The 21451-nt window shown below is 63.1% G+C and carries 17 protein-coding genes and 2 pseudogenes; 12 read left to right on the forward strand and 7 right to left on the reverse strand.

Going from position 1 to position 21451, the window contains the following annotated elements; translation table 11 throughout:
• The first annotated feature begins 8 nt into the window (after window positions 1–8).
• The gene (locus ACYCO6_RS18045; RefSeq protein WP_459761861.1) at window positions 9–1268 is read left to right on the forward strand and encodes a D-amino acid dehydrogenase; all 1260 of its coding nucleotides are present in this window, start codon (window positions 9–11) and stop codon (window positions 1266–1268) included.
• Window positions 1269–1288: 20 nt separating this feature from the next.
• Here ACYCO6_RS18045 and ACYCO6_RS18050 read toward each other — a convergent pair.
• Window positions 1289–1574 (reverse strand): annotated as a pseudogene (locus ACYCO6_RS18050) (transposase); the annotation flags it as partial.
• Between the two features lie 554 nt (window positions 1575–2128).
• Here ACYCO6_RS18050 and ACYCO6_RS18055 point away from each other — a divergent pair.
• A complete protein-coding gene (locus tag ACYCO6_RS18055) occupies window positions 2129–3532 on the forward strand; it encodes a DUF5939 domain-containing protein (RefSeq protein ID WP_459761863.1) in 1404 nt (467 codons plus the stop codon).
• Between the two features lie 328 nt (window positions 3533–3860).
• On the opposite strand, the gene ACYCO6_RS18060 is transcribed toward ACYCO6_RS18055, so the two are convergent.
• Both ACYCO6_RS18060 and ACYCO6_RS18065 read right to left on the reverse strand, forming a co-directional pair.
• On the reverse strand, window positions 3861–4613 hold the full coding sequence (locus tag ACYCO6_RS18060) for a sulfite exporter TauE/SafE family protein (RefSeq protein WP_459761865.1): 753 nt from the start codon (window positions 4611–4613) through the stop codon (window positions 3861–3863).
• A gap of 46 nt (window positions 4614–4659) precedes the next feature.
• Window positions 4660–4863 (reverse strand): hypothetical protein, encoded by a 204-nt coding sequence (locus ACYCO6_RS18065; RefSeq protein WP_459761867.1) that lies wholly within the window; start codon window positions 4861–4863, stop codon window positions 4660–4662.
• A 133-nt stretch (window positions 4864–4996) separates the two neighbouring features.
• On the opposite strand from ACYCO6_RS18065, the pseudogene ACYCO6_RS18070 reads away from it, so the two are divergent.
• Window positions 4997–5903, forward strand: a pseudogene (locus ACYCO6_RS18070) (LysR substrate-binding domain-containing protein).
• Between the two features lie 298 nt (window positions 5904–6201).
• Here the strand turns inward: ACYCO6_RS18070 and ACYCO6_RS18075 are convergent.
• A complete protein-coding gene (locus ACYCO6_RS18075) occupies window positions 6202–6687 on the reverse strand; it encodes a Ros/MucR family transcriptional regulator (protein ID WP_459773610.1) in 486 nt (161 codons plus the stop codon).
• 511 nt (window positions 6688–7198) lie between these two features.
• Between ACYCO6_RS18075 and ACYCO6_RS18080 the strand changes: the two genes are divergently transcribed.
• Window positions 7199–7777: a Ros/MucR family transcriptional regulator gene (locus tag ACYCO6_RS18080; RefSeq protein ID WP_459773612.1), complete on the forward strand. Its 579-nt coding sequence runs from the start codon at window positions 7199–7201 to the stop codon at window positions 7775–7777.
• Between the two features lie 14 nt (window positions 7778–7791).
• On the opposite strand, the gene ACYCO6_RS18085 is transcribed toward ACYCO6_RS18080, so the two are convergent.
• On the reverse strand, window positions 7792–8562 hold the full coding sequence (locus ACYCO6_RS18085) for a metallophosphoesterase (protein WP_459761869.1): 771 nt from the start codon (window positions 8560–8562) through the stop codon (window positions 7792–7794).
• A gap of 283 nt (window positions 8563–8845) precedes the next feature.
• Window positions 8846–10089 (reverse strand): IS3 family transposase gene (locus ACYCO6_RS18090; RefSeq protein WP_459761871.1). Its coding sequence is split into 2 segments (ribosomal slippage): window positions 8846–9765 and window positions 9765–10089, totalling 1245 coding nucleotides; the frame shifts between segments, so codons are not numbered across the junction.
• A 1373-nt stretch (window positions 10090–11462) separates the two neighbouring features.
• Here ACYCO6_RS18090 and ACYCO6_RS18095 point away from each other — a divergent pair.
• From ACYCO6_RS18095 to ACYCO6_RS18130, 8 genes are all read left to right on the forward strand, one after another.
• Window positions 11463–12038 carry a dimethylamine monooxygenase subunit DmmA family protein gene (locus tag ACYCO6_RS18095; protein ID WP_459761873.1) on the forward strand — a complete coding sequence of 192 codons (576 nt, stop codon included), beginning with the start codon at window positions 11463–11465 and terminating at the stop codon, window positions 12036–12038.
• Window positions 12035–12979 carry a PDR/VanB family oxidoreductase gene (locus ACYCO6_RS18100; RefSeq protein WP_459761875.1) on the forward strand — a complete coding sequence of 315 codons (945 nt, stop codon included), beginning with the start codon at window positions 12035–12037 and terminating at the stop codon, window positions 12977–12979. Before ACYCO6_RS18095 ends, ACYCO6_RS18100 begins: the two co-directional genes overlap by 4 nt.
• Window positions 12980–12989: 10 nt before the next feature.
• Window positions 12990–14051 carry a heme-dependent oxidative N-demethylase family protein gene (locus ACYCO6_RS18105; protein WP_459761877.1) on the forward strand — a complete coding sequence of 354 codons (1062 nt, stop codon included), beginning with the start codon at window positions 12990–12992 and terminating at the stop codon, window positions 14049–14051.
• A gap of 315 nt (window positions 14052–14366) precedes the next feature.
• Entirely contained in the window at window positions 14367–14750 is a 384-nt protein-coding gene (locus ACYCO6_RS18110) for a group II truncated hemoglobin (RefSeq protein ID WP_459761879.1), read from the forward strand.
• A 192-nt stretch (window positions 14751–14942) separates the two neighbouring features.
• Entirely contained in the window at window positions 14943–16694 is a 1752-nt protein-coding gene (locus tag ACYCO6_RS18115; protein WP_459761881.1) for an APC family permease, read from the forward strand.
• A gap of 250 nt (window positions 16695–16944) precedes the next feature.
• Window positions 16945–17328, forward strand: a complete 384-nt coding sequence (locus tag ACYCO6_RS18120) for a cupin domain-containing protein (protein ID WP_127992419.1) — start codon at window positions 16945–16947, stop codon at window positions 17326–17328.
• A gap of 128 nt (window positions 17329–17456) precedes the next feature.
• Window positions 17457–18590: an aminomethyltransferase family protein gene (locus ACYCO6_RS18125; RefSeq protein ID WP_459761884.1), complete on the forward strand. Its 1134-nt coding sequence runs from the start codon at window positions 17457–17459 to the stop codon at window positions 18588–18590.
• 461 nt (window positions 18591–19051) lie between these two features.
• Window positions 19052–20110, forward strand: a complete 1059-nt coding sequence (locus tag ACYCO6_RS18130; protein WP_459761886.1) for a helix-turn-helix transcriptional regulator — start codon at window positions 19052–19054, stop codon at window positions 20108–20110.
• A gap of 312 nt (window positions 20111–20422) precedes the next feature.
• On the opposite strand, the gene ACYCO6_RS18135 is transcribed toward ACYCO6_RS18130, so the two are convergent.
• Window positions 20423–21424, reverse strand: a complete 1002-nt coding sequence (locus tag ACYCO6_RS18135) for a GlxA family transcriptional regulator (RefSeq protein WP_459761888.1) — start codon at window positions 21422–21424, stop codon at window positions 20423–20425.
• Between the last annotated feature and the right edge of the window lie 27 nt (window positions 21425–21451).

Raw genomic sequence — 21451 nt, forward strand, 5'->3', positions numbered from 1 at the left:
GGCCCGCCATGCACGTCATCATCCTCGGCGCCGGCGTCGTCGGCATCACCTCGGCCTACTACCTCGCCCGGGCCGGCCATCAGGTCACGGTGCTGGAGCGCCAGCCCGGCTCCGGCCTGGAGACCAGCTTCGCCAATGCCGGGCAGGTCTCGCCCGGCTACTCGGCCCCCTGGGCGGCGCCCGGGATCCCCGTGAAGGCGCTCAAATGGCTGATGATGCGGCACCGGCCCCTGGTGCTGTGGCCGCGGCTGGAGCCCCGCCTCTACGGCTGGCTCACGCGGATGCTCGCCAACTGCACCGAGGAGGCCTACCGGCGGAATAAGGGCCGCATGGTCCGGCTCGCCGAGTACAGCCGCGACGTGCTGCGCGACCTGCGCACCGAGACGGGCATCGCCTACGACCACCGGGAGAAGGGCACGCTACAGCTCTTCCGGACGCAGAAGCAGCTCGACCATGTCGGCGACGACACCCGCGTCCTCGACGCCTACGGCGTGCCCTACGCGGTCCTGGATCCGGCCGGCTGCATCGCCGCCGAGCCGGCGCTCGCCGCCGTGCAGGGCGTCTTCGTCGGCGGCCTCCGGCTGCCTGGCGACGAGACCGGCGACGCCCACCTGTTCACGCAGCGCCTCGCCGCCCTGTGCGAGGACCTCGGCGTGACCTTCCGCTACGGGACGGCGATCGCGCGCCTGCATCATGCCGGTGACCGGGTGACGGCAGTTGAGACCGCCGACGGCTGGCTCCTGCGGGCGGATGCCTACGTCGCCGCGCTCGGCAGCTACACGCCGGCCCTGCTGCGCCCCCTCGGGATCGCCCTGCCAGTCTACCCGGTGAAGGGCTATTCCCTGACGCTGCCGATTACCGATGCAGACGCCGCGCCGGTCTCGACGGTCATGGACGAGACCTACAAGGTCGCGATCACCCGGCTCGGCGACCGCATCCGCGTGGGCGGCACCGCCGAACTCGCCGGCTTCAGCAGCGCCCTGCGCCTGCCGCGCCGCGAGACCCTCGCGCGCTCGGTGCGAGACCTGTTCCCCGCGGGCGGCGACCTCGGCCGGGCCTCATTCTGGACCGGCCTTCGACCGATGACGCCGGACGGCACGCCGATCGTCGGGGGCACGCGGGTCGCGAACCTGTTCACCAACACCGGTCACGGCACGCTGGGCTGGACGATGGCCTGCGGCTCGGGCCGCCTGCTCGCCGACCTCGTGTCCGGCCGGGCCCCGGAGATCGCGAGCGACGATCTGGCGCTCGACCGCTACGCCGCGTGAGCCGGCCTGCGTGATCGGCCAGCGAGGTGGCGCAGGAAGGCGCGGCGCTCGGCCAGGGGTGCCAGGCTGCCGAAGACGGCGAGCCGTCCGGCAGCGTGCAGGGCGATGAGCCCGGCCAGGAACAGGCGGCGGAACAGCTTGGCGAGGACGCGCACCGGCAGCAGGAAGCCGGGCCGAGATCCAGCGGTTACCGTCGCGCGAGAGGCCGCCGCCGGGCACGATCATGTGGACGTGCGGATGGTGGGTCAGCGCCGAACCCCAGGTGTGGAGGACGGCGGTCAGCCCGATGCGGGCACCGAGATGCTCGGCCCGCCGCCGACGGGCCTCAAACGACGCGCGACGGTCCGGACGCGACCGCGACCTCACCACCCGCGCCCTCCCGCGCAGCGGGTTCGTTCTTCGGCCACAATCAGTCAGGTTCCGGTATTAAGGCGCCCAGAAGCGGACCGCCTGAAGACCTGAGTAAGATCGAGACCTGTCTTTTGCGGCCGCGCGGCCTGAATGCCGGCTCCTAGCGCACAGCGGCCACGATGAACGGCTTGGCTGGGTGCAGGCAGCGTGAAAACGCGCCGATCTGGTGGGGTAGATCTCGAATGTGCCACGCTGACAGTGCTGGCCAACCGAGGCTACTTCACCGGTAAGCAGATGTGGCCTGTCTGGGCATCGGCGAGCCGCCGTGCGTGCCTGAGATCCAGACCTCCGGCGATGCAAAGCGCGACCTCCCCACGGGCTAGGACTTCGTCTACGATGCCGAAAGGAACCATTGCACCTGTCCTACCGGCCGGCACCTGACCAAGTAGGACCTCTCCTGCCCACCGGTTCGGATGCGCAGGTCCGCGATCTGTCCTTAGGCTTTGACCATGCAGGACAAGGATGCCCTCATCGATGGCCTCGCCCGCTCAGCCGAGCCGGTGGCGGCCGCCGCAGTCGCGCGCCTGATCCAGACCGGAAGCGACGCGGAGCTCGCCGCCGTCAACGCGCTCGCCTTCGCCGCCGAGCACGGGCTGCTCGAGGACGCGGTGATCGGCGCACTTTTGCATGCCGCGCGCCTCGGCCTGTTCGAGATGATCTGGAACGTCGTCTGCCCGAGCTGCGGCGGCATCCTCGACGCCAACGCCACGCTGAAGGAAGTGCGGCAGGATGCCTACCACTGCGCGTTCTGCGCGCTCGACGCCGAGCCGACGCTGGACGATACCGTCGAGGTGAGCTTCCGCGTCAGTCCACGGATACGCCGCATCGCCGCCCACGACCCCGACGGGCTGGCTTTCTGGGACTACCACCGGCAGGTGTTCTTCGGCTCGGCCGTAGACTTCCCCGACGCTGCAGCCTTCGCAGGTCTCGCCGACCGCGCCCTCATCGAGTCGGCGGAGTTGGAGGCGGGCGAGCGCATCATTCTAGCATTGCGGCTGTCTGAGCCAGCGATCGTGCTTGATCCGGTGACACACGCCACGCACACCATCGGGCTCCAAGGCGAGCCTACGGACGAGCGCCAAGAGCTGACCTTGGTCTTCAGCGACCGGCGCGGCTGCGCGACGGGCAGCGCGCTTCGGCCCGGCCCGGTGCGACTCACGCTGGATAACCGTACGGCCGCGCGCGTCCTGCCCGGTGTGTTCTCGGCCGGCGAGGCACTCCAGGCGCTGATCGGCGGGCGACGGCCGTTCCTCAGCGCCAAGCGCCTCCTGAGCAACCAGACGTTCCGCGACCTCTATCGCACCGACACGCTGGAGATCGACCAGCGCCTGAAGGTGACGAACCTCACCTTCCTGTTCACCGACCTCAAGGGCTCCACCGCTCTCTATGAGCGGGTCGGCGACCTCGTCGCCTACGACCTCGTACGGGCACATTTCCGCATACTCAATGAGATTGTCGCTGCGCGGTCCGGCGCCGTGGTCAAGACGATCGGCGACGCGGTGATGGCAACCTTCCCAACGCCGGACTGCGCGCTCGCCGCCGCGCTCGCCATGCGCGAGGCGATGGGCCAGTTCAACGCAGAGCGCGGCGCGGACGAGCTGATCCTCAAGATCGGCATCCATGAGGGCCCGTGTCTCGCGGTCAATTCCAACGATCGGCAGGACTATTTCGGGCAGACGGTCAACATCGCCGCGCGGGTGCAGGAATTGGCCGGATCCGAGGCGGTGTTTGCCACCGAGCCGGTCGTGCGTCATGCTGGGTCAGCCGGACTGCTGTCGACGCGGCGGGTTCATTCCGAGCGGCGCAGCCTGCGCGGCGTCGGTGAAGGCGTCACGGTCTACGAGATCGCCTGAGCCTGCTGCATGCAAAGCGGCCCGAGCTCGTCGGCGCCGCGCTCCTGCGCTTGCCGAGAAGGAACTGCGCGACGCAGCGGTGACGATGGGCCGTGCTGACGGGGCTGTGTTGCTCAGAAGGAAGTAGACGAGCCGCTTTCGGCCAGCTCCCGCCGTCCGCTCGCGAGAATAGCGGAATCTGGCTCGGCGCTTGGTAGCAGGGATTCAGCTGCGGAAGGCTGACCGTCCGGTGTCGGCCTGAGCAGCCCTCCCCACCGGAAACGCGGAATGACCGCTCAGGCTGCCAGAGCGGACGCTCGAATTCGTCCTCGTGCGTCCGGGCTTGTGCTTAGATCAGGGCCCGAGAAGCGAGATGAGCACCGAGAGCCAGCAGACCCAGGAAGAAGCACCGCCGGAACACCTTCTCACTGACCCGGCCCCGCACCCATCCGCCCACGAACATACCGACCAGCGCCGGTGCGAGTGCGAGCGCCGAAGCGCCGGCCGTGCCGGCCTCGAGCGAGCCGCCTCCCGCCAGAGCGGCGGCGAGCGCCACAGTGGACACCGTGAACGACAGCCCGAGCGCCTGGATCAGGTCGTCTTTCCGTAGGCCGAGCGCTCCGATGTAGGGCACCGCTGGGATCACGAACACGCCGGTGGCGGCTGTCACCAGCCCCGTCATAGTGCCGATCACCGGACCCAGCCACTGCTCGGTGCGCGGTGGAACTGAAAAGCGCACGGCGGTGAGGCCGAGCACGGCGTAAGCCATCAGCGCCACGCCGAGACCAATGGCGGCTTGGCCGGCATGATCACCCTGCATGAAGCCGCTGCCGGCCAGCGTGCCTACGACAACACCGGCCATCATGGGCCAGAGCCGACGCGCCAACGCGCCGAAGCGCGGCCCACTCGCAAGCTGCCAGACGTTGGTGACGAACGAGGGCACGATCAGCAGCGAGGCAGCCTGTACCGGTGCCACCACGGTGCTGAGTAGCCCCATTGCGACGGTCGGCAAGCCAAGCCCGATCACGCCCTTGACGAAGCCGGCGAGCAGGAAGGTCAGGGCCGCGATAGCCAGCGGGAGCGGTTCCAAGGCGAAGGGCATGGCCGGTCGTGTGTTTAGGAGGAATGAGGAGCGGGTGCCGACAGGATCAGTCGTGCAGCAGCATGTCCCGCAGCGCAGCGTCCTCGATGCTCATGGGAGCCACGGGATCCATCCGGTGCTCGGCAGCGCGGACAGGGGCGCTCATGCACGCACGCGCGTTGGTGTCGAGGGGGGCGGCAACCGCGAGGGCGGTCAATCCCGCGAGTGCGAGGGCGACGGCTTCAGGAAAGCCCTTCCAGTCGATGTTCATGGCTCGCGTGCCTCGTGTCATCACCGCACTTTGCGAGCAGGCTTGACGCACAACAATGCGGAAGTGAGTGCCGTCAGCCTTCGGCTGATCCGAAGGCACTTGTCCTTCCGACGCCGAGGTTGGACAATCGAGGATGCGCTTCGATCTGACCGACCTGCGTCTGCTCCTGCATGTCGTCGAGGCGGAGAGCATCACACATGGGGCCGAGCGAGCCGGGATGGCACTCGGCTCCGCGAGTGAGCGTATTCGCGGCATGGAAATGGCCGGAGGCGTGCCCTTGCTGGAACGCCGACCTCGCGGGGTGCGGCCGACGCCGGCCGGTCAAGCGGTCGCCCACCATGCCCGCGTTGTGCTGGGCCAGCTTGAGCAGATGCGCGGCGAGTTAGGGCAGTATGCCAAAGGCCTGCGCGGCCATGTGCGCGTGTTGGCGAACACCGCGGCCGTGGCCGAATTCCTGCCGGATGCCTTGGCTTCTTTCCTTGCAGACCATCCCGAGATCGATGTTGATCTGGAGGAGCGGCCGAGCCGTGAGATCGTCGCCGCCATCGCTGGCGGGCTCGCCGATTTTGGCATCGTCGCCGACACGGTCGATCTCGGCGCATTGGAGACGCTGCCGTTCCGGACCGATCAGCTTGTCCTTGTTGTACCAGCCGGTCACGCCCTTGCCGGCCGAAGCGAGATCCCGTTCCGACAGGTGCTCGACGAGCCCTTCGTGGGCTTAGGACATGGCAGTGCGCTGCAAGCCCACCTCGCCAGCCACGCCGCCAGGGCCTGGTCACACGATCAAGTTCCGGGTGCGAGTAGGCGGGTTCGAGGCAGTCTGCCGGATGATCGAGAGCGGCGTGGGTGTTGCGGTCGTACCCGAAGCAGCCGCGCAACGATCAGGTGAGCGAGGGACGATCCGCGCGATTCCGCTCAGCGATGCATGGGCGCTTCGGCACCTGACACTTTGTGCCCGCAGCATTCCGGCGCTGCCCGCGCATGCCCAACAGCTTGTGCAGCATCTGACCGGCAATGTCCCTTCTCCGCGTCCGCTGTAGAAGCATGAGCAGACAGCGGATGAAGCTGAACTCAATAGCCGCTTCCCCCATCCTGGCCTTGGCCGGCAGTGGTTCATAGGTACGCATAGGGTCAATTTGAGGCGGCCGGCCGAGCCGCATCGTATGTCTGCTTCGCCGTTTCAGTCGCCGGAAGCAGACGAGCGGATTTCGGCCATGAGGAGACCTTAATACGGACGGCAGGATCGATGATCTTTCGCCGGTAACCAAAAACCCCGCGCCTGTTGGGCAGCGGGGTTCATGTCCGTGGTAGTTCTGAGTAGAGGATTCCGCAACCTGATCAGGCTGCCTTGCGGCGGCCCTTGCGCACAGGCTGGACCTCTTCTTCAGCCTGTGCGGCCATCGCTCCCGGGCGGCCGAGGCCGATCGCCTTGGCAAGCGCAGAGCGCTGGGCAGCGTAGCTCGGAGCCACCATCGGGTAATCGGCCGGCAGGCCAAATCGCTCGCGATACGCCCGCGGGTCAAGGCCGTGAGTGGTGAGGTGCCGCTTCAACGTCTTGTAGGTCTTACCGTCGATGAAGCTGACGATCCCGTCATCCCGAACCGATTTGCGGATCTGTGCCGCGCTCGGCTTCTCGACCTCCGTGGCCGAAGTCGTCGCACCTTCTGCGCTGCCGGAAGTCAGCCCACGTACCGCATCGTGCACACCCCGGATCAGGTTCGGAAGCTCAGCAACCGGCACGGAGTTGTTCGAGACATAAGCGGCAACGATGCTGCCGGCCAGCTCTGCGAAAGCGGGAGCATACCCTACGGTATTTTCTGTCACTTTACTTCTACCTGACGTGAGCCGCCTGACGAGGATCGTTCGAGGCACGCATCTAAGTTGTGAGGTTTCCGGCAAAATCAAGCCCAGCGCGATTAGCATCTCATTAATGCTTTGCTGTTCCGACGGCGACCTAGGTGTCGATGCGGCCGCCGTTCATCAACTTTGCCGTGCAAAATATGGCCCATTCCGCTCGGTTTGGTGGAGCGAGGTTTCGACCTCTCGCTCTTCCGGAAGGCCCGTCGTGGATGCGACATCTGGTTGACCGCGTGCAGCGGATGAGCCGGGCCTACAACTCACGACTGCTCTGACCAAGCGAGCTCGGGCCGTAGCGGCGCTCCGGGCCTAAAGTGCGAAACCGGACCTCTGTACGCGCTCTCAAAGTTCCGACTCTGATTATCCCGGCCTTTTTCAGTGAGGCGAGCTCAGCAATCTTTGTGATCCGACGCGCATGAACTAATCGGCCGTGGGGCGTTTATGCAGGCTTGGCTGCTGCAGGAGGTATGACGTGGAAGTGGAAGGTCAGTACCTGGATGAGATCCGGGACGAGGGTGTCGGCCAGCCGGATCTGGTCGCGTTAACGACCGACATCGTGTCTGCTTACGTCTCGAACAATCGGGTGCCGCCGGCCGAGATGCCGGCGCTGCTGTCCAGCGTACACGTCGCTATCGCCGGGCTCGGCAGTGCTCCTGCTTCTGCCGAACCCGAGCGGGACAGGCCGACGGCGGCGCAGATCCGGAGGTCGATCAAGCCCGACGCGCTGATCAGCTTCATCGACGGCAAGCCGTACAAGGCGCTCAAGCGCCACCTGACCAAGCACGGCATGACCATCGAGGAGTACCGCGAGCGCTATGGCCTACCGCGCGACTACCCGTCGACTGCCGCCAACTACTCGGCTCAGCGTTCGGAACTAGCTCAAAAGCTGGGGCTCGGGAGGCGGGCTGCTCCGAAGGCTGCCGAGGTCGCCGAGACGATCAGCAAAGCGCCGAAAGCCCGCGGCCGGAAGGAGGCTGCCGAGCCTGCGGCCAAGCCGAGCGTGAAGCCCGCTCGGGCCCGCAAGCCGAACAAGGCTCCGCCTGCCGCTGCCGAGTGACGCCGCTCAGAGCCCTATGCTGTAGCAGGATCTGCCCGCCCGAGATCGACGATGACGATCTCGGGCGGCGCACCCAGGCGGAGCGGCCGGCCGGCAACGAAGTGGGACCCCAGGCCGGCCGACACAATCAGATTGCGGCCCCGCTCGACGATATGGCCGTAGGCGTATCGCAGACCGTACCGGGAGGGGATCCAGGGCGACCAGCCCAGGATCCGGATCTGGCCGCCATGCGTGTGGCCCGACAACGTCAGGACGACCCGCGGATCGAGATCCAGGGCGAAGATGTCCGGCTCATGCGCCAGCAGTATGACGGGCTCGCCCGCCGGCACAGCCCGGAGTGTTCGCTCGAGGGTGCCGAGGCGATACCGATCGAACTGCTCCTGCACGCGCGGCACACGCGGCGTCTCCTCGCTCTCCAGCCCGGCCAGCCAGAGCGGCACGGGCAGGTTGAGCCGCACCGCCGCGTTCTCGATGATTGGGATGCCAGCCGCCCGCAGCGCTCGCTCGGCGCGCGTGGGGCCGTGGCCGCGCCGACGCGCGTCGCGATCGTCGCCCCAGTCATGGTTGCCCTGGATCGCGTAGACGCCTTTCGGTGCCGTGAGGTCGCTCAAGATGCTGGCGGTCGTCTCGAACGAAACCGGGCCTCTGCTCTGCGAGCCATAGTCGCCCAAGAGCACCGTGAGATCGGGGGCGAGGGCGTTGGTCCGGGCGACCACGGCTGCGATCTCGGCCTCGCCCATACAGCGCGGATGAGCATGGAAGTCGGTCAGGACCGCGATGCGCATGCGAAAGCCAGGCGGCCAGCCTTGGGGCGACAGGCGATAGCTTGTGACCTGCACACGATGCGGCTCAAGCGCCGTCGCGTATCCTGCGCTGATGAGGCTGCCTGCCGTGACCAGGGCGCCGGTCAAGGCAGGGCGGGAGAGCAGCGCGCGGCGTGTGAGCATCGAAGGTAAAGCGCCCGGGAGTCGGTCAAGGTTCTCGGGAGACAGCATCGGATGCGTGTCGAACCCGTCACGATCACGTGCCCCTGTACCGCCCGCGGATTGTGAGACACCGATCTGAAGCCTATGCGGCCAAGGCCGCGGGTGGAAGCTGCGCGGTGCGAATGGCGGCTGGTGGTCGGAACCCGTGCCGCTCGATCAGCCACGTCTTATTGTAGAGGTCGCGAAACGCCAGCAGCGCGCGGCGCAGGTCCTCGACCGTGTCGAAGTGCTTCACCCACAGCAGGTTCTCCTTGAGCGTGCGGATGAAGCGCTCGGCGCAGCCATTTCCTTCCGGCGCTCGCACGAAGGCGGGCGAACTTGCGATACCCAGGAACGCCAGCTCCGCCTGGAAATCGTCCGACATGTACTGGCTGCCGTGATCGTGCCGGACACTCAGGCCGGAGGCGATCTCGGCCGTAAAGCCGCCGAAGCGCTGCCGCACACCCTGGCGGATCGGCTCCAGCGCCTCAAAGCGCGTGGCCCGGCGCGCCGCATGGAGGCCCACGCATTCGGCCGAGCAGTGGTCGACGGCCACGAACACCGCGACCTGCCCCTCAGCCGTCCAGGTGGTGGTCAGATCAGTGCCCCACATCGTGTCCACCCTCTCCGGGACGATGGTGCCGTCGTGGTTGCGCGGGCCGCGCGGTGTGCCGACGCGAGAGGGGGCGAGCAGATCATGGGCGCGCATCAGGCGCAGCACGCGGCGTTTGGAGGTGCGCACGCCCTTGTGGCGCAGCCGCGCCCAGACCTTGCGGTGACCCTCGCCGTGAAAGGGGCTGTCCGTGAGGGTGGCGCGGATCTGCGTGAGTAGCGCCGCATCCGGCATCGGCCCGACCGGGCCGGGACGGCGCGACGGCTCGGGCCGGGCGGGTGAGAGGTGCCGGTGGACGGTGGCGCGCGACACGCGCCAGATCCGGCACACCCGGGCCAGTCCGTAAGCTTTGCCGCTGGCAGGCGAGACGGCCCGGCTCATAGCCGCGACCTCCTGCGGGCCAAAGGGCCGGGGCCGCGCGCCTCCAGGGCAGCGATCTTGGCCTCCAGCAACTCGCGCTCGATCAGCATCTCGCCGAGCTTGGCCTTCAGTCGCCCGCTCTCCAGCGCGTCCGCATCAAGGGACCGGGTGGAGAGACTGGCCTCGCCCGCCGTCAGGAAGGCGTCGCGCCAGCCCGACAAGGTCGCGGCCGTCACGCCTAAGCTGCGCGAGACGCTCTCCAGGTCCTCGCCGCGCAGCAGCCGCAGCACCGCATCCCGCTTGCGCTGCCGGGACATGCGCCCGCCGCGACCAGGACCGACTGCGCCTGCATCTGCCTTCGTATCCGAGCTCATCGTCCTCACCCCTGTCGCGGAGACCGTCCGCTAACGGGGTGTCTCAAGCAACCGGGAGGCGGAGGACCCCCTTCCTGCGCGCGCCTAGTTAGTGGCAGCCTCGTCGATATGGCTTCGGCCGTCACTTCCTCAAACCGGACTTTCGGCTTTGCGCCCATTGCGGTCATCCAGCGGGCTTCGAGAGCATCTCCGAAGCCGGCATCGCGGAAGCCCGGTTCTTAGGTCCAGGCAGCGCCAACTTCGGTTGGCCGCTTGACACCCACTCTCGCTGTTCCGAGACAGGCTACGAGGCGCGGGCGCGCGCGTGAGCGTTGCCTTCATCTCATAAGCCCAGCTCAATCAGACCGCGGACCCCCAACATAGGGGCAGCAAAGCCGTGCAGCTTCCTGTCACGATCTCCGACACTGCCGGCCAACGGCTGCTTGAGGGTTGGGCCGAATTCATGGGCTACACTCGGCAGCAAAGGTGCAGGCAGGGCTGTTCCAGGAAACTGATAGCTTTCCCCCGATTGCGCTCACGCGCCATCAATCCTTCTGTCGGAGCGCCACGTTCCGAGGTCCCGAGACGACGCTTCGATAGAGCTTGCTGAGTTGAACGGACGAGGTCGAGCGAGGCAAGTTCCGAGTCGAAGTGGGGGCTTGCCGCGGCATAGGCCGGGAACACTTCGGAACGCATCGATACTCGGGTCGACCTCGATGGTCAGAGCGTCGCGCGCGAAGGCACTGGCCGCCGTCAGGGCTCGTAACCGGCAGCTGTCGAAGAGCACGCCGCTACCTGAGCATTAGCCAAGACGCCGTCGGACAGCAGGCCAAACGTGCTCGCCCGTGCAGGAGGGTTGCATCTCGCTACTCGGTCGGCAGGCGGCTCCGCGTTCAGATCAAGCGCCTGCACATGCTGCAGCTTGGCAATGATCTGCGCAGGGTTGGGCGGCTTTGCCAACTCGTCCGTCCCACCGCGCGCTCAGCCGCGCCAGTTAGCTTCCACAGATTGCCAATGGCAGCGCGCTCGGACTGCGAATCACCGTTGAGGCGCCGCGTGGCCCTGTGATCGTGACGTTTCGGGGTACACTCAACCGCTGCATGTCGCGAGCAGCAAATCCCGTGAACAGCTGGGCTTCGGCGTGGACGCACCGCGGCGCCTACGAAGCGGGCAGGTTGCATTAATTTTCAACCTAGGCCGCCGAATCGCAGGCAATTTGGCGGAATGGTGCCAACAGTCACCATTGCGCATGTTCCTCACTCCAATGAAAATTTCTCCCGAGGAAAGACCCGACTCCCCCAACATTTGACGGGCCGAGCCGCGGGACGGTTCCTTGCAGACGCCTCCTGCAGGCGTTGCTCGGGCTTCGGGAACCTGTTTTGGAGACCTGACGCATGATCGATCAGGGCATCAAAAGCCGCCCCATCTACGAGCGGCTCACGATTGATCCCACAGGCCTACGCCACCTCCTGGTGGCCGAGGCGCCCGCCTTTCTCTCCGACCCGTTCGTGGCAGGTGCGCAGGGGTTGGAGGTCTGGAGTGTTGGCTCCCAGGAAAATGAGGGTATTGCCGCAAGGCCTATGACGGAAAAAGGCCGCAACTTCCGGTCTGTCCAACAGATGCTCGACCGGCTCGCGCAGCGCTTAGAGCACGAGCAGATGGGTTTGCGGCTGTATGCAGCCGGGCAAGAAGGATTTCTTTGGGATGTCCATGGGATTGCGCAACGCGCCGGAATGGGCAAGCGAGAGATCTTTCTGACCCATTTCGGGTCGCAAGCGCGTCGAGTCCATTGTGTTCACTGCCGAACCTTCAACGAACGCGTGACCACGACAATCGTCCGCTGCAACGGCTGCGGCGCCAATCTGTTCGTGCGTGATCATTTCTCGCGTCGGCTGTCAGCCTTCATGGGCGTGAAAGTCGACGCAGAAGTTCCCGGCGATGTTCCTTCCGCAGAACAGGCCTATCTATGATCCTCGAAGGCAATCTGTCGGCGCGTGTGGTTGGTGTTGAGCGCATTAGCCCAACGCTCAAGCGGTTCCGGTTCGCACCGGAGAACGGCCGTGAATTCCCCACAGCGGCACCCGGCGCGCATATTCTGATCACCCTTAAAGGCCGCGATCGCGTTTGGAAGAACGCCTACTCGCTCGTGACGCCGCCCGATTATCGCGACCAATACGCGATCATCGTCCGCCGGGCGCAGGAATCTCGCGGCGGCTCGCACTTCTTGCATGATATTATTCAAGGCGGGGAGAAGGTCGAAATTAGCGCTCCCGCAAGCTTGTTTCCGATCGCCTCGCTGGCCCGCAAACATATTCTGATTGGCGGTGGCATCGGCCTGACGCCGTTCCTGTCTTATCTGCCTGTGCTCAAGGCCCGTTCGGCGACGTTCGAGCTCCACCAGTTCTGCTCCGCAGACGAGGTTGACGCTTTCAGAAGCCTCCTTGGTGACGACCGCCAAGTCCGAGTGCACGGCTCGCACGCGCGACCCTCGCTTGAGGAAATTCTCTCCTTCCAGCCACTCGGAACGCACGTTTACACCTGCGGCCCCGAGGGACTGATGAATGCTGCGACCCGAACGGCGCGCCAGCTTGGCTGGCCGGACAACGCGATCCATCAGGAGAGTTTCGGGGCCGCCGCCGGAGGAGAGCCTTTCACCGTCCGGCTGAGCCAATCCCAGAAGACGATCCACGTCAGCGAGACGCAGAGCATACTTGAAGCTCTCGAGAGTGCCGGCATTGAGGCGCCCTGCCTCTGTCGCGGCGGGGCATGCGGCGTCTGCCTCCTGCCCGTAATAGACGGCGAACCTGACCATCGAGATCATGTTCTCTCTGACGCAGAGAAGGCGGAGGGACGCTTGATAGCGACATGCGTCTCAAGAGCAAAATCTGGGTCCCTAGTACTTGATCTCTGAGGAGGTAAATATGGGTATCCAATTCAAACCCAACGAGACTTTCCGCGACGATTTTACCTACAAAAACAGCGACTCAGCCGTTCTCCGATTTCCATTTCCGTTTTCTGAAGACAAATACATGTACTCGGTAAACATCGAGCCGCATGTCAAGGGCGGTGGAAGTCCCGTCTTCGATCATGCATTCGATGTTGATGAACATTACGTGGCCGAATGCCGCGAGCGCGCGATAGTGTTGGAAAATGACCCTAAGCGCTGCCAAGTGCTGCCGCACATGATGCCAGCTCAGTGGGATACGCTCGAGCTCATCATGGAAAGCTTGGCGGCGGATTATCCCGAGCACTTCACGCTAAATAAAGCCGGGTCCAACTGGCACTGGGTCAACCGCCCGTTGGGTATAGACCAGCGCTTTGTCTTCGGCGATGCCAGCACGCTTCCTTGCGAGCCGTTCGAGTATATTACACGGCAGGCGCAGGGCGATTTCACACTGCAGGACCAGAGAGATAACAATCTCTACGTCGACGGCGGTATGGTGACGACCCAAGCGGACTGGTCGCTTGAATTTGACATCGGCATGAGCTTCCACGAGTGGCATGGGCCCGTGCCGCTCGCCCACGACATCGGCGTGTTCGACCGCGCGCTGCAGTACCTGCTCCGGCTACAGTACGGTCATCCTGTGCGTCGCCTGAACTGGACGATGACGATCAACCCGCGCCTCGACACGTCACCGGAGAACTATCCAGACTGGGGACCTGATCGCACAACGGTGACGCCCGAGAACGTGGCTCAGAAGGTTCACCTCCGCGTTGAGCTGCAGACTCTCTTCCGGCTGCCTCGGTCAAATGCCATCCTTTTCGGTATTCGGTGTTACCTAATCAGCCTCAAGGACATAGAACGAGTTGAGAAGTGGCGCAAGCGCCTTCATCGTGTCCTGAAAGGTCTTCCGCCAGAGTTGGCGGAGTATAAAGGCCTGACACGGTATGTGGCCCACGTCATCTCGCGTCTGGAAGCGACCGACGACGGCGCCCCGTTATCGCTCGGAATTCAGCCCGACCAGCCTTCGTTGCCTACTTAAGATGCGGAACCGCGAGTGCAGCCTGACGCAAATGATGGGCAATGATCACTGCAGCGGGCGGTTGCTAAGGGCGGCGCTCACAAGGGGGCGGCGCAATCGCGATCGAGTGCGCAAGGGGATCCCACCTAGATCCCCCGTGAGAAGAGGCGAACGGCCCCAGTACATGCTTGGTCCGCTTCCGCCCAAACGGGAATTTAGACGAGCAGACTAATCATGAGGAGCACTTCAAATCATCAGGCGCGCCCCAGACGACAGTTTACGATCGGAGATCGACGGGCGGGATCGCGCTAGGCGAATTTGCTTGGAGTTTGGGCCATGCGGAATCTCTATAACGAGATAGGCGAGGATAAGCTCCGCCTCCTAGTGGGCAAATTCTACGACATCGTCGAGCAAGACCCGGCGGCCGAGAAGTTGCACCTTCTTCATTTGCGTGGCCACGGCATCGGCCATTCCAGGGCCGAACAATTTAGGTTCTTGTCGGGATTTTTCGGAGGGCCCAAGCTGTACGTCGAGAAATTCGGGCATGCTAACCTAACGCGGATCCACGAGCACATCGAGATCGGGCCTTCCCTGCGGACGCTATGGCTCGACTGCATGGCACGAGCGGTAAGCGAAGTTAAGTTGCCGGAAGAGACCGGGGCAGAAATAATGCGGCATCTCACAAAGATAGCTACGACTATTGGCCATAACCGCCAATAAAATCTGCAGAGTTTGCCGGATCGGGATTGACAGTGGTCGGTGGAGAGAATCTGCGCCCCCGACTCGATCCACGATTTCAGCATGGCTGTCCAGCCGGCCGAACACAGCGTGTCAGCGTCGTGAGCGCATCACGGGAGAAGCAAGAAAATAGCACAGCCTAAGGTGCGGGAAACAAGACCAAGGAGTATCCCTATGAACACGGTATCGTCCGGGACGGCCAGTCCCACATTGATCAACACCGCTTCTACAATACATTCGTCGGAGGACCGTAAGCTTCACCGCTCGATCAACTGGACCGGCGCATTCTGGGTTGCTAGCGGTGTGCCGGCCCTCGTCCTGTTCTCCGTCGGAGGTATTGCTGGTAACACTGGCAAGCTTGCCTTTCTGATCTGGACGTTGTCCATGATCATGGGATTTCTTCAGTCGTTTACCTACGCAGAGATCGCCGGCTTATTTCCGAACAAGTCAGGCGGCGCTTCTGTATATGGAGCGGCCGCATGGGTGCGGTACTCGAAGCTCACTGCCCCCCTGTCTGTCTGGTGTAACTGGGTAGCATGGTCGCCCGTGCTCTCTCTCGGATGTTCGATCGCAGCTGCCTACATCCTCAATGCGTTCGCGCCTCAACCGGCAGCGACCTCGGCCGCGGTGGTAGACTGGCTTGCGACCCATGGCGCGAGTCTGCAGATGTCGGATGCCGACAAGACGGCTGCTGCAATTGCCGCGCTGTCGCCCGGCATCCGGACTTGGTCGCTGTTCCAGACCAGCTTTGGTCCAGTTTCCTTGTCGCTCAACGCTGCCTTCTTCATCGGCGCTGCTCTGATGCTCGCCGTGTTTGCAATCCAGCATCGTGGTGTCTCCGGCACAGCCAGCGTGCAAAAATACATCGGCCTGATCGTGATCATTCCGATGTTCATTGTCGGCGTTATCCCACTTTTGATCAACGGCGTGAACTGGTCCAATTTCTCGCCGCTTGTACCGCTGGCAGCGCCGAACGCACCGGCGTCTGGCGAGTGGAACATCGCTGGCTGGACCTTGGTGCTGGGGGGCATGTTCATCGCGGCATGGTCGACTTACGCGTTCGAGACGGCGATCTGCTACACGAGCGAGTTCCGGGATCCGGCCAAGGACACGTTCAAGGCAATCTTCTACTCTGGCCTGCTCTGCCTTGTGCTGTTCACGCTCGTGCCCTTCACTTTCCAGAGCATGCTGGGCGTTGAAGGCATGCTTGATCCCTCGATTGCCGACGGCTCAGGCGTTGCGGCCGCACTCGCCCACATGGTTGGTGGCGGCCATATCGTCGAGAGTGCCTTGGTCATGCTGATGATCCTGGCTCTCATTCTGTCCATCATGACGGCGATGGCAGGCTCGTCGCGCACGCTCTACCAGGGCTCAGTCGACGGTTGGCTGCCCCGCTACCTGAGTCACGTCAACAGCCACGGGGCTCCGACCCGCGCCATGTGGACCGATCTGTGCTTCAACCTGGTGATCCTCGCCATCGCCTGCGCCGACGCGACAAGCTTCTTCTTCATCCTTGCTGTCTCTAACTGCGGCTACATCATCTTCAACTTCCTCAACCTGAACTCGGCCTGGATCCATCGTATAGATTCCGCGGCGGTGCCGCGCCCTTATCGGGCACCGACATTCGTGCTCGGACTCGGCGTGCTCTTCTCCTTCGTGAATGTCGTCTTTCTTGGGGCTGGAGCGAAGGTCTGGAATCCGGTGGCTCTCTGGGCCGGGCTTATAACGGCAGCGATGATCATCCCGGTCTTCTGCTTCCGGCACTACATCCAGGACGGTGGCAAGTTCCCGGCAGAGATGTTCGAGGACCTGCATGTCGGGACGGAGCGGGCGATGGCTGAGCGCAAGGCCGGAGTCCTGCCCTATCTGGCTCTGGTCGCCGGTGTGGTGGTCCTGCTGCTATCCAACTGGTTCTTCACGATCTGACGCGGCGCCACTTTAGGGTGCAGGGCAGACGCCACGCACCCGAGGGCAAGGAACAGGGCGAGTGCGCGGTTGCGATACGGCGCATTCATAGTCGGAAGGTCATAGCCGAAAAGGGCGGCTCATAGACCGCTGAGGAACCGGCCGTGCGGGTGGAGTAAGCTTGCCGCCTTCACGAATGTAATCTTTTCTGCAATTCGATCCTCGTCGTACCGATCTGGGTTTCATGCGAGCAGCGAGATTAGGGGGAGCAATGACGACGCAGGTCCTAGTCAAATTAGACCCAAATGGCAGCAAGAGCGGTAAAGAGGTGCGAGGTCCCGCAACTCTGGGCGAAATCGTCGAGGGCACCTGTGAGCAGGTTCTTGATGTCTTCATGACGAACGAGAAAGGTAACTTCCTCGCCGGAGTTTGGACCTGCACTCCCGGAACCATGAGGCTGACCCATTATCCGTTCAACGAGATGGCGACCATCATCGAAGGACGCATCATCGTCACGGATGAGGATAGCGGCGCTGTCCAAGAGTTCGGGCCCGGAGACGGCTTCGCGATCCGCAAAGGCTTCCGCGGCACCTGGCGCATGCCCGAGCGTGTCCATAAGCGCTTCGCGGCTGAGATCCCTAGCTCAGAATCCTGACTTCTTCGAGCAACTGGTTCATTGCCCGGCTGTGGGACATCAGTACCGCCTGGCCCGGCAACCTCTAAGCGCGCGATATTCTCGTCCTTCTCGGTTTAGCTGGCCGAAACACCGTAAGGAATAAGCACATGAGCTACAAAAATCTCCCGCGCCAGTCGGTTCTGAATGAGCGCCACCTTGCTCTCGGCTCTAAGCTTGACGCAGAGTGGAACGGGATGCCCATCCCTCAGAGCTACAGTACGGACCGCTATGAGGAGACGACCGTCGTCCGCTCGCGGGCTGGCCTGTTCGACGTGACGGGATTGCGAATCGTCAATGTGTCCGGTCCTGACGCCGAGGCGATGCTCAACGCGATGCTCACGAGCGACGTGAGTAGACTCTCGCCGGGCCAATCAGCGATCAGCAATATCGTTGACGAGAATGGCTCTTTGATCGACGACGTGCTCGTCTACCGCGATGGAGCGCAGCATTTCCGGATCTCGCACGGCGGGGGAAGCTTGGAGGACGTGCTGCCCGAGTTCACAGAGGGGCGCAACGTACAGGCAGCGCGAGACGACGATATCCATATCCTCTCTCTGCAGGGGCCTCTCGCACTCGATATCCTCAAGCCCCACACGCCACTCGACTTGGCGGAACTCAAATACTTTGAGCACGCCCGAACAAAGCTGTTCGGGAAGGACGTCTCGCTGGCTCGCGGCGGCTACTCTGCCGAGCGCGGTTACGAGGTTTTCTGTTCGTCGCAGGATGCGATCGGAATTTGGGACGCGATCATGGAAGCGGGCAAACCGTTCGGCATCGTTGCGGCCTCTTGGGACTGCCTCGATATTGTCCGCGTCGAAGGAGCGCTTCTGTTCTTCCCGTTTGACATGCCTAAGCCAGACACGACGCCCTGGGAGGTTGGTGCGGATTGGACGGTGGACCTCGGCAAACCCGACTTCCGGGGCAAAGCGGCTCTTCAGATGAAGAAGGGCAAGGAGCGGTTCAAGCAGGTCGGACTTGAGATCCTGCACGATGATGCTGTGCCGCCCGGTTCCAAGATCTTCAAAGATGGTCGGGAGGTTGGGACGGTCAACAGCACAACCTACAGCCGCCATCTTATGAAGTCGCTGGGCCTAGCTCATCTGCCGCCGGAGCTCTCCGCGCTCGGCACGGAGGTCGAGGTCCAGACTGACAAAGGCAGGCTGACGGCTAACGTCGTCCGCACTCCCTTCTACGATCCGATGCGGCTGCGGACGCATCCAGTAGAGGAGCGGACAGCGTGATCGGCTAAGACGAGCCACCGATTTCGACTTCATCGCCGAGGGCGCCGCGACCTTCCAGTCGGTCGCGTCGCCTTCGGCGATTTTGCATTGAAGAGAGGCCGTGATCCCACGTCCGGTACCTTTCGCAACCCGGAGTCCGCCGGGGCAGAATTTGTGCCGGAACAAAGAACTACCTCGCGGGCGGCCTGGCCTTAACAGCGGGTCCTCAAGCAGCGTCATCTCGGCAGCTCGACCCGTGGCACCGCTTTCCCGCAGGGGACCCGGGAGGGCGGTCGCAAGATTGTGACTTTAACGACGCGTATCTGGCCGTAAATTTGCTCTGTCGTTTTGGAGAGGCTCTCCCTGCCTGGTAGGGCGGCTTGCCACGACCTTGAGCAGGCCGGAAAGTGCTAATAGGTTCGCCCCGAGGAGGCTCCGCCATCAGCGAGAATGGGGGGCGCGATCGTGCAGGCACCCCGGGAATGAGTGACGTAATTTCAGGGATAAAGCCGCTGCAGCTCACTGATGGTGAGTGGTTCAAAGAGCTAGGCAGACTGGCAGCTTCGATCGGTACTGATGGCTTCCATCAGAGCCTGCTTAACCTGCTGGCACGATGCATTCAAACTGATTCGGCCTGGATTATCAGATACTCACGGGTTGCGCCGCCGGATGTTCTATATACCTCTAATGTGCCTCAACGCACCGTGGATTTTTATAATAAGAAGTGTTTATACATAGATCCGTTCTCTCTTTACTGGAAAAAATTCGGCCGCTCTGGTGTACTCACGCTTGCGGAATTGACGGGAACTGGAAAAGAATCGGATCTTTATGCTAAGATTTTCACCGCGGCCGCTAATATTGCAGACGAAATGGGAATAATTTTTTCGACAGTCGGGCATTGTTGTTTTGGAGTGTTCCTTGAACGAGAGAAGGGGCTTTTTACACCGGCTGACGTCCGGCGCGCGAAGCTCATATTTCCTGCACTCGAGGGTTTCCACAAGAGTCACCTGGGGCATTTGTTCAACAATCTTCGTTGCACTGATGCTGGAAAGTCCGCGGAATTAGTTTTGCGGCCGACCTTGATCCGTGACCGCCACGGAGCGGAGGTTTATGCTAACGAATCGTGGACGCTTGCGCGTAATGCGGATCCGTCCATTCAATCTATGCTTGAGAGCATAAACGGAAATGCAGACTTTCATACGATCTCCACCAGGGACTTCCTGCTGCGGACGGAGTCATTTGACCGGAACTTCCTGCTTGCGCCGGGAGGCCGCATATTCACACTTGAGCCGAAATCGGCTTCTGCGGATGCACCGGTCGACTATGAGGCGGCCGCAGCCATTATTCAGGCGCTCACTCCGCGAGAACGGGGAATATTAAGCCTAATTATGAAGGGCGACAATACTGGACAGATTGCTCAGAAATTGAAAATCAGCAAGGGCAGTGTCAAAAATTGCAAGTTAAGAATATACCGCAAGGCCGAGGTCACTTCCGAACGTTATCTTGTCAAAAGACTTGGCCAGTTTTTTCCTCCGCAGTAAGCGAGACCAATGTGGCCCGCTTCATTCCGCGCGGCAAGATTTCAATATTGTTTGCGGAGACTCGTCGCCAAGCCAGTTCATGTGACGAGATACCGGAGAAATAGCCGGTCACGAAGTCGAGTTTAAGGCAGGGGTACACGAGATCGGCCGGCGGGACCACCTGCTGCCAGATCAGTGTTTTTGTTGGCTGCGGGCTCGGGAGAGAGCAGTGGCGAGGGTCCGAAGCGATACTGTACTTTGAGCGTGCTTGAGGTGCCACACAGGGGCGGCGGTTCAAGGCGAAGAGAGGCCAGATCGCTCGTTGCGTGGACCTCAATTTGGTGCCGCCGCTTGCAATCGTCGCCGACGCTCGGCTCGGGACAGTTCGTCGGAGTTGGCGAAGCCGGTTGCAGTCGCAATTTCAGATCTGCTCAAGGAGCTCTCCCGGCCGAGCTGGTGCGCTCTGTCGAGGCGCAGGTTGAGATAATGTCGATGGAGCCCTTGGCCAAGGAGATCGTGGAACAGCCGTTCCAGCTGTCGCACTGAGACCCGTGCGAGATTTGCCAGCGTGGCGCGCGAGAGTGGTGTCTCCAGATTTGCTTCCATCGCCCCGAGCACACGAAGCAGCCGCGGGTCACGCACGCCGAAGCGCTGACGCAGGTCCATTCGTTGTGGACTCAAGCCCTCGCGAATTTGGTTATGCAGGAACCAGTCACTGACGCCTGCGGCGAGCCCAGGGCCATGGTCGCGCTCGATCAGGTTCAGCATCAGGTCCAGGGCTGCAATTCCTCCAGAGCACGTGATGCGATCGCCGTGGATCTCGAAGAGGGAGCGCACGACCTCGATCGAAGGGTAACGCTCCTCAAAGGCTGGAACGTGCTCCCAGTGCAAGGTGCAGCGGCGCCCGTCGAGGAGCCCAGCCCGGGCTAGGATGTAAGGACCGCCCGAAATTCCGCCCATGGTCACACCGCGCCGCGCAAGGTCACGCAGCCACCCCGACAAAGCGGGATCGTCGAAATCGGCCGGGTTGCCGCCGGCGCAGACAAAGATCCGCTCAGCCTCGCGTGCTGTCGCCCCCACCTCGACGTCTGAGAGGATCGTAACCCCGTTCGAGGCCCTGACGACACCGCCGCCGGGCGCAGCATGCCACCAATCGTACAGGCGGCAACCCGACAGGGTGTTGGCGGCTCGCAGCGGCTCGATCGCGGCTGTGTAGGCCATCAACGGGAACTCGGGCACGAGTACGAAGCCGACCGTCAGGGTCGCTGGAGCCTCAACCCTCGGTGCTTTGCGTCCCGGCTTTGTGCGGGTGGAGACCAGAGCTTCGCTACTCATTTCTGCGGAATTTGCTGGAAGGTTGTC

It is taken from the genome of Methylobacterium sp. CM6257, assembly GCF_054611515.1.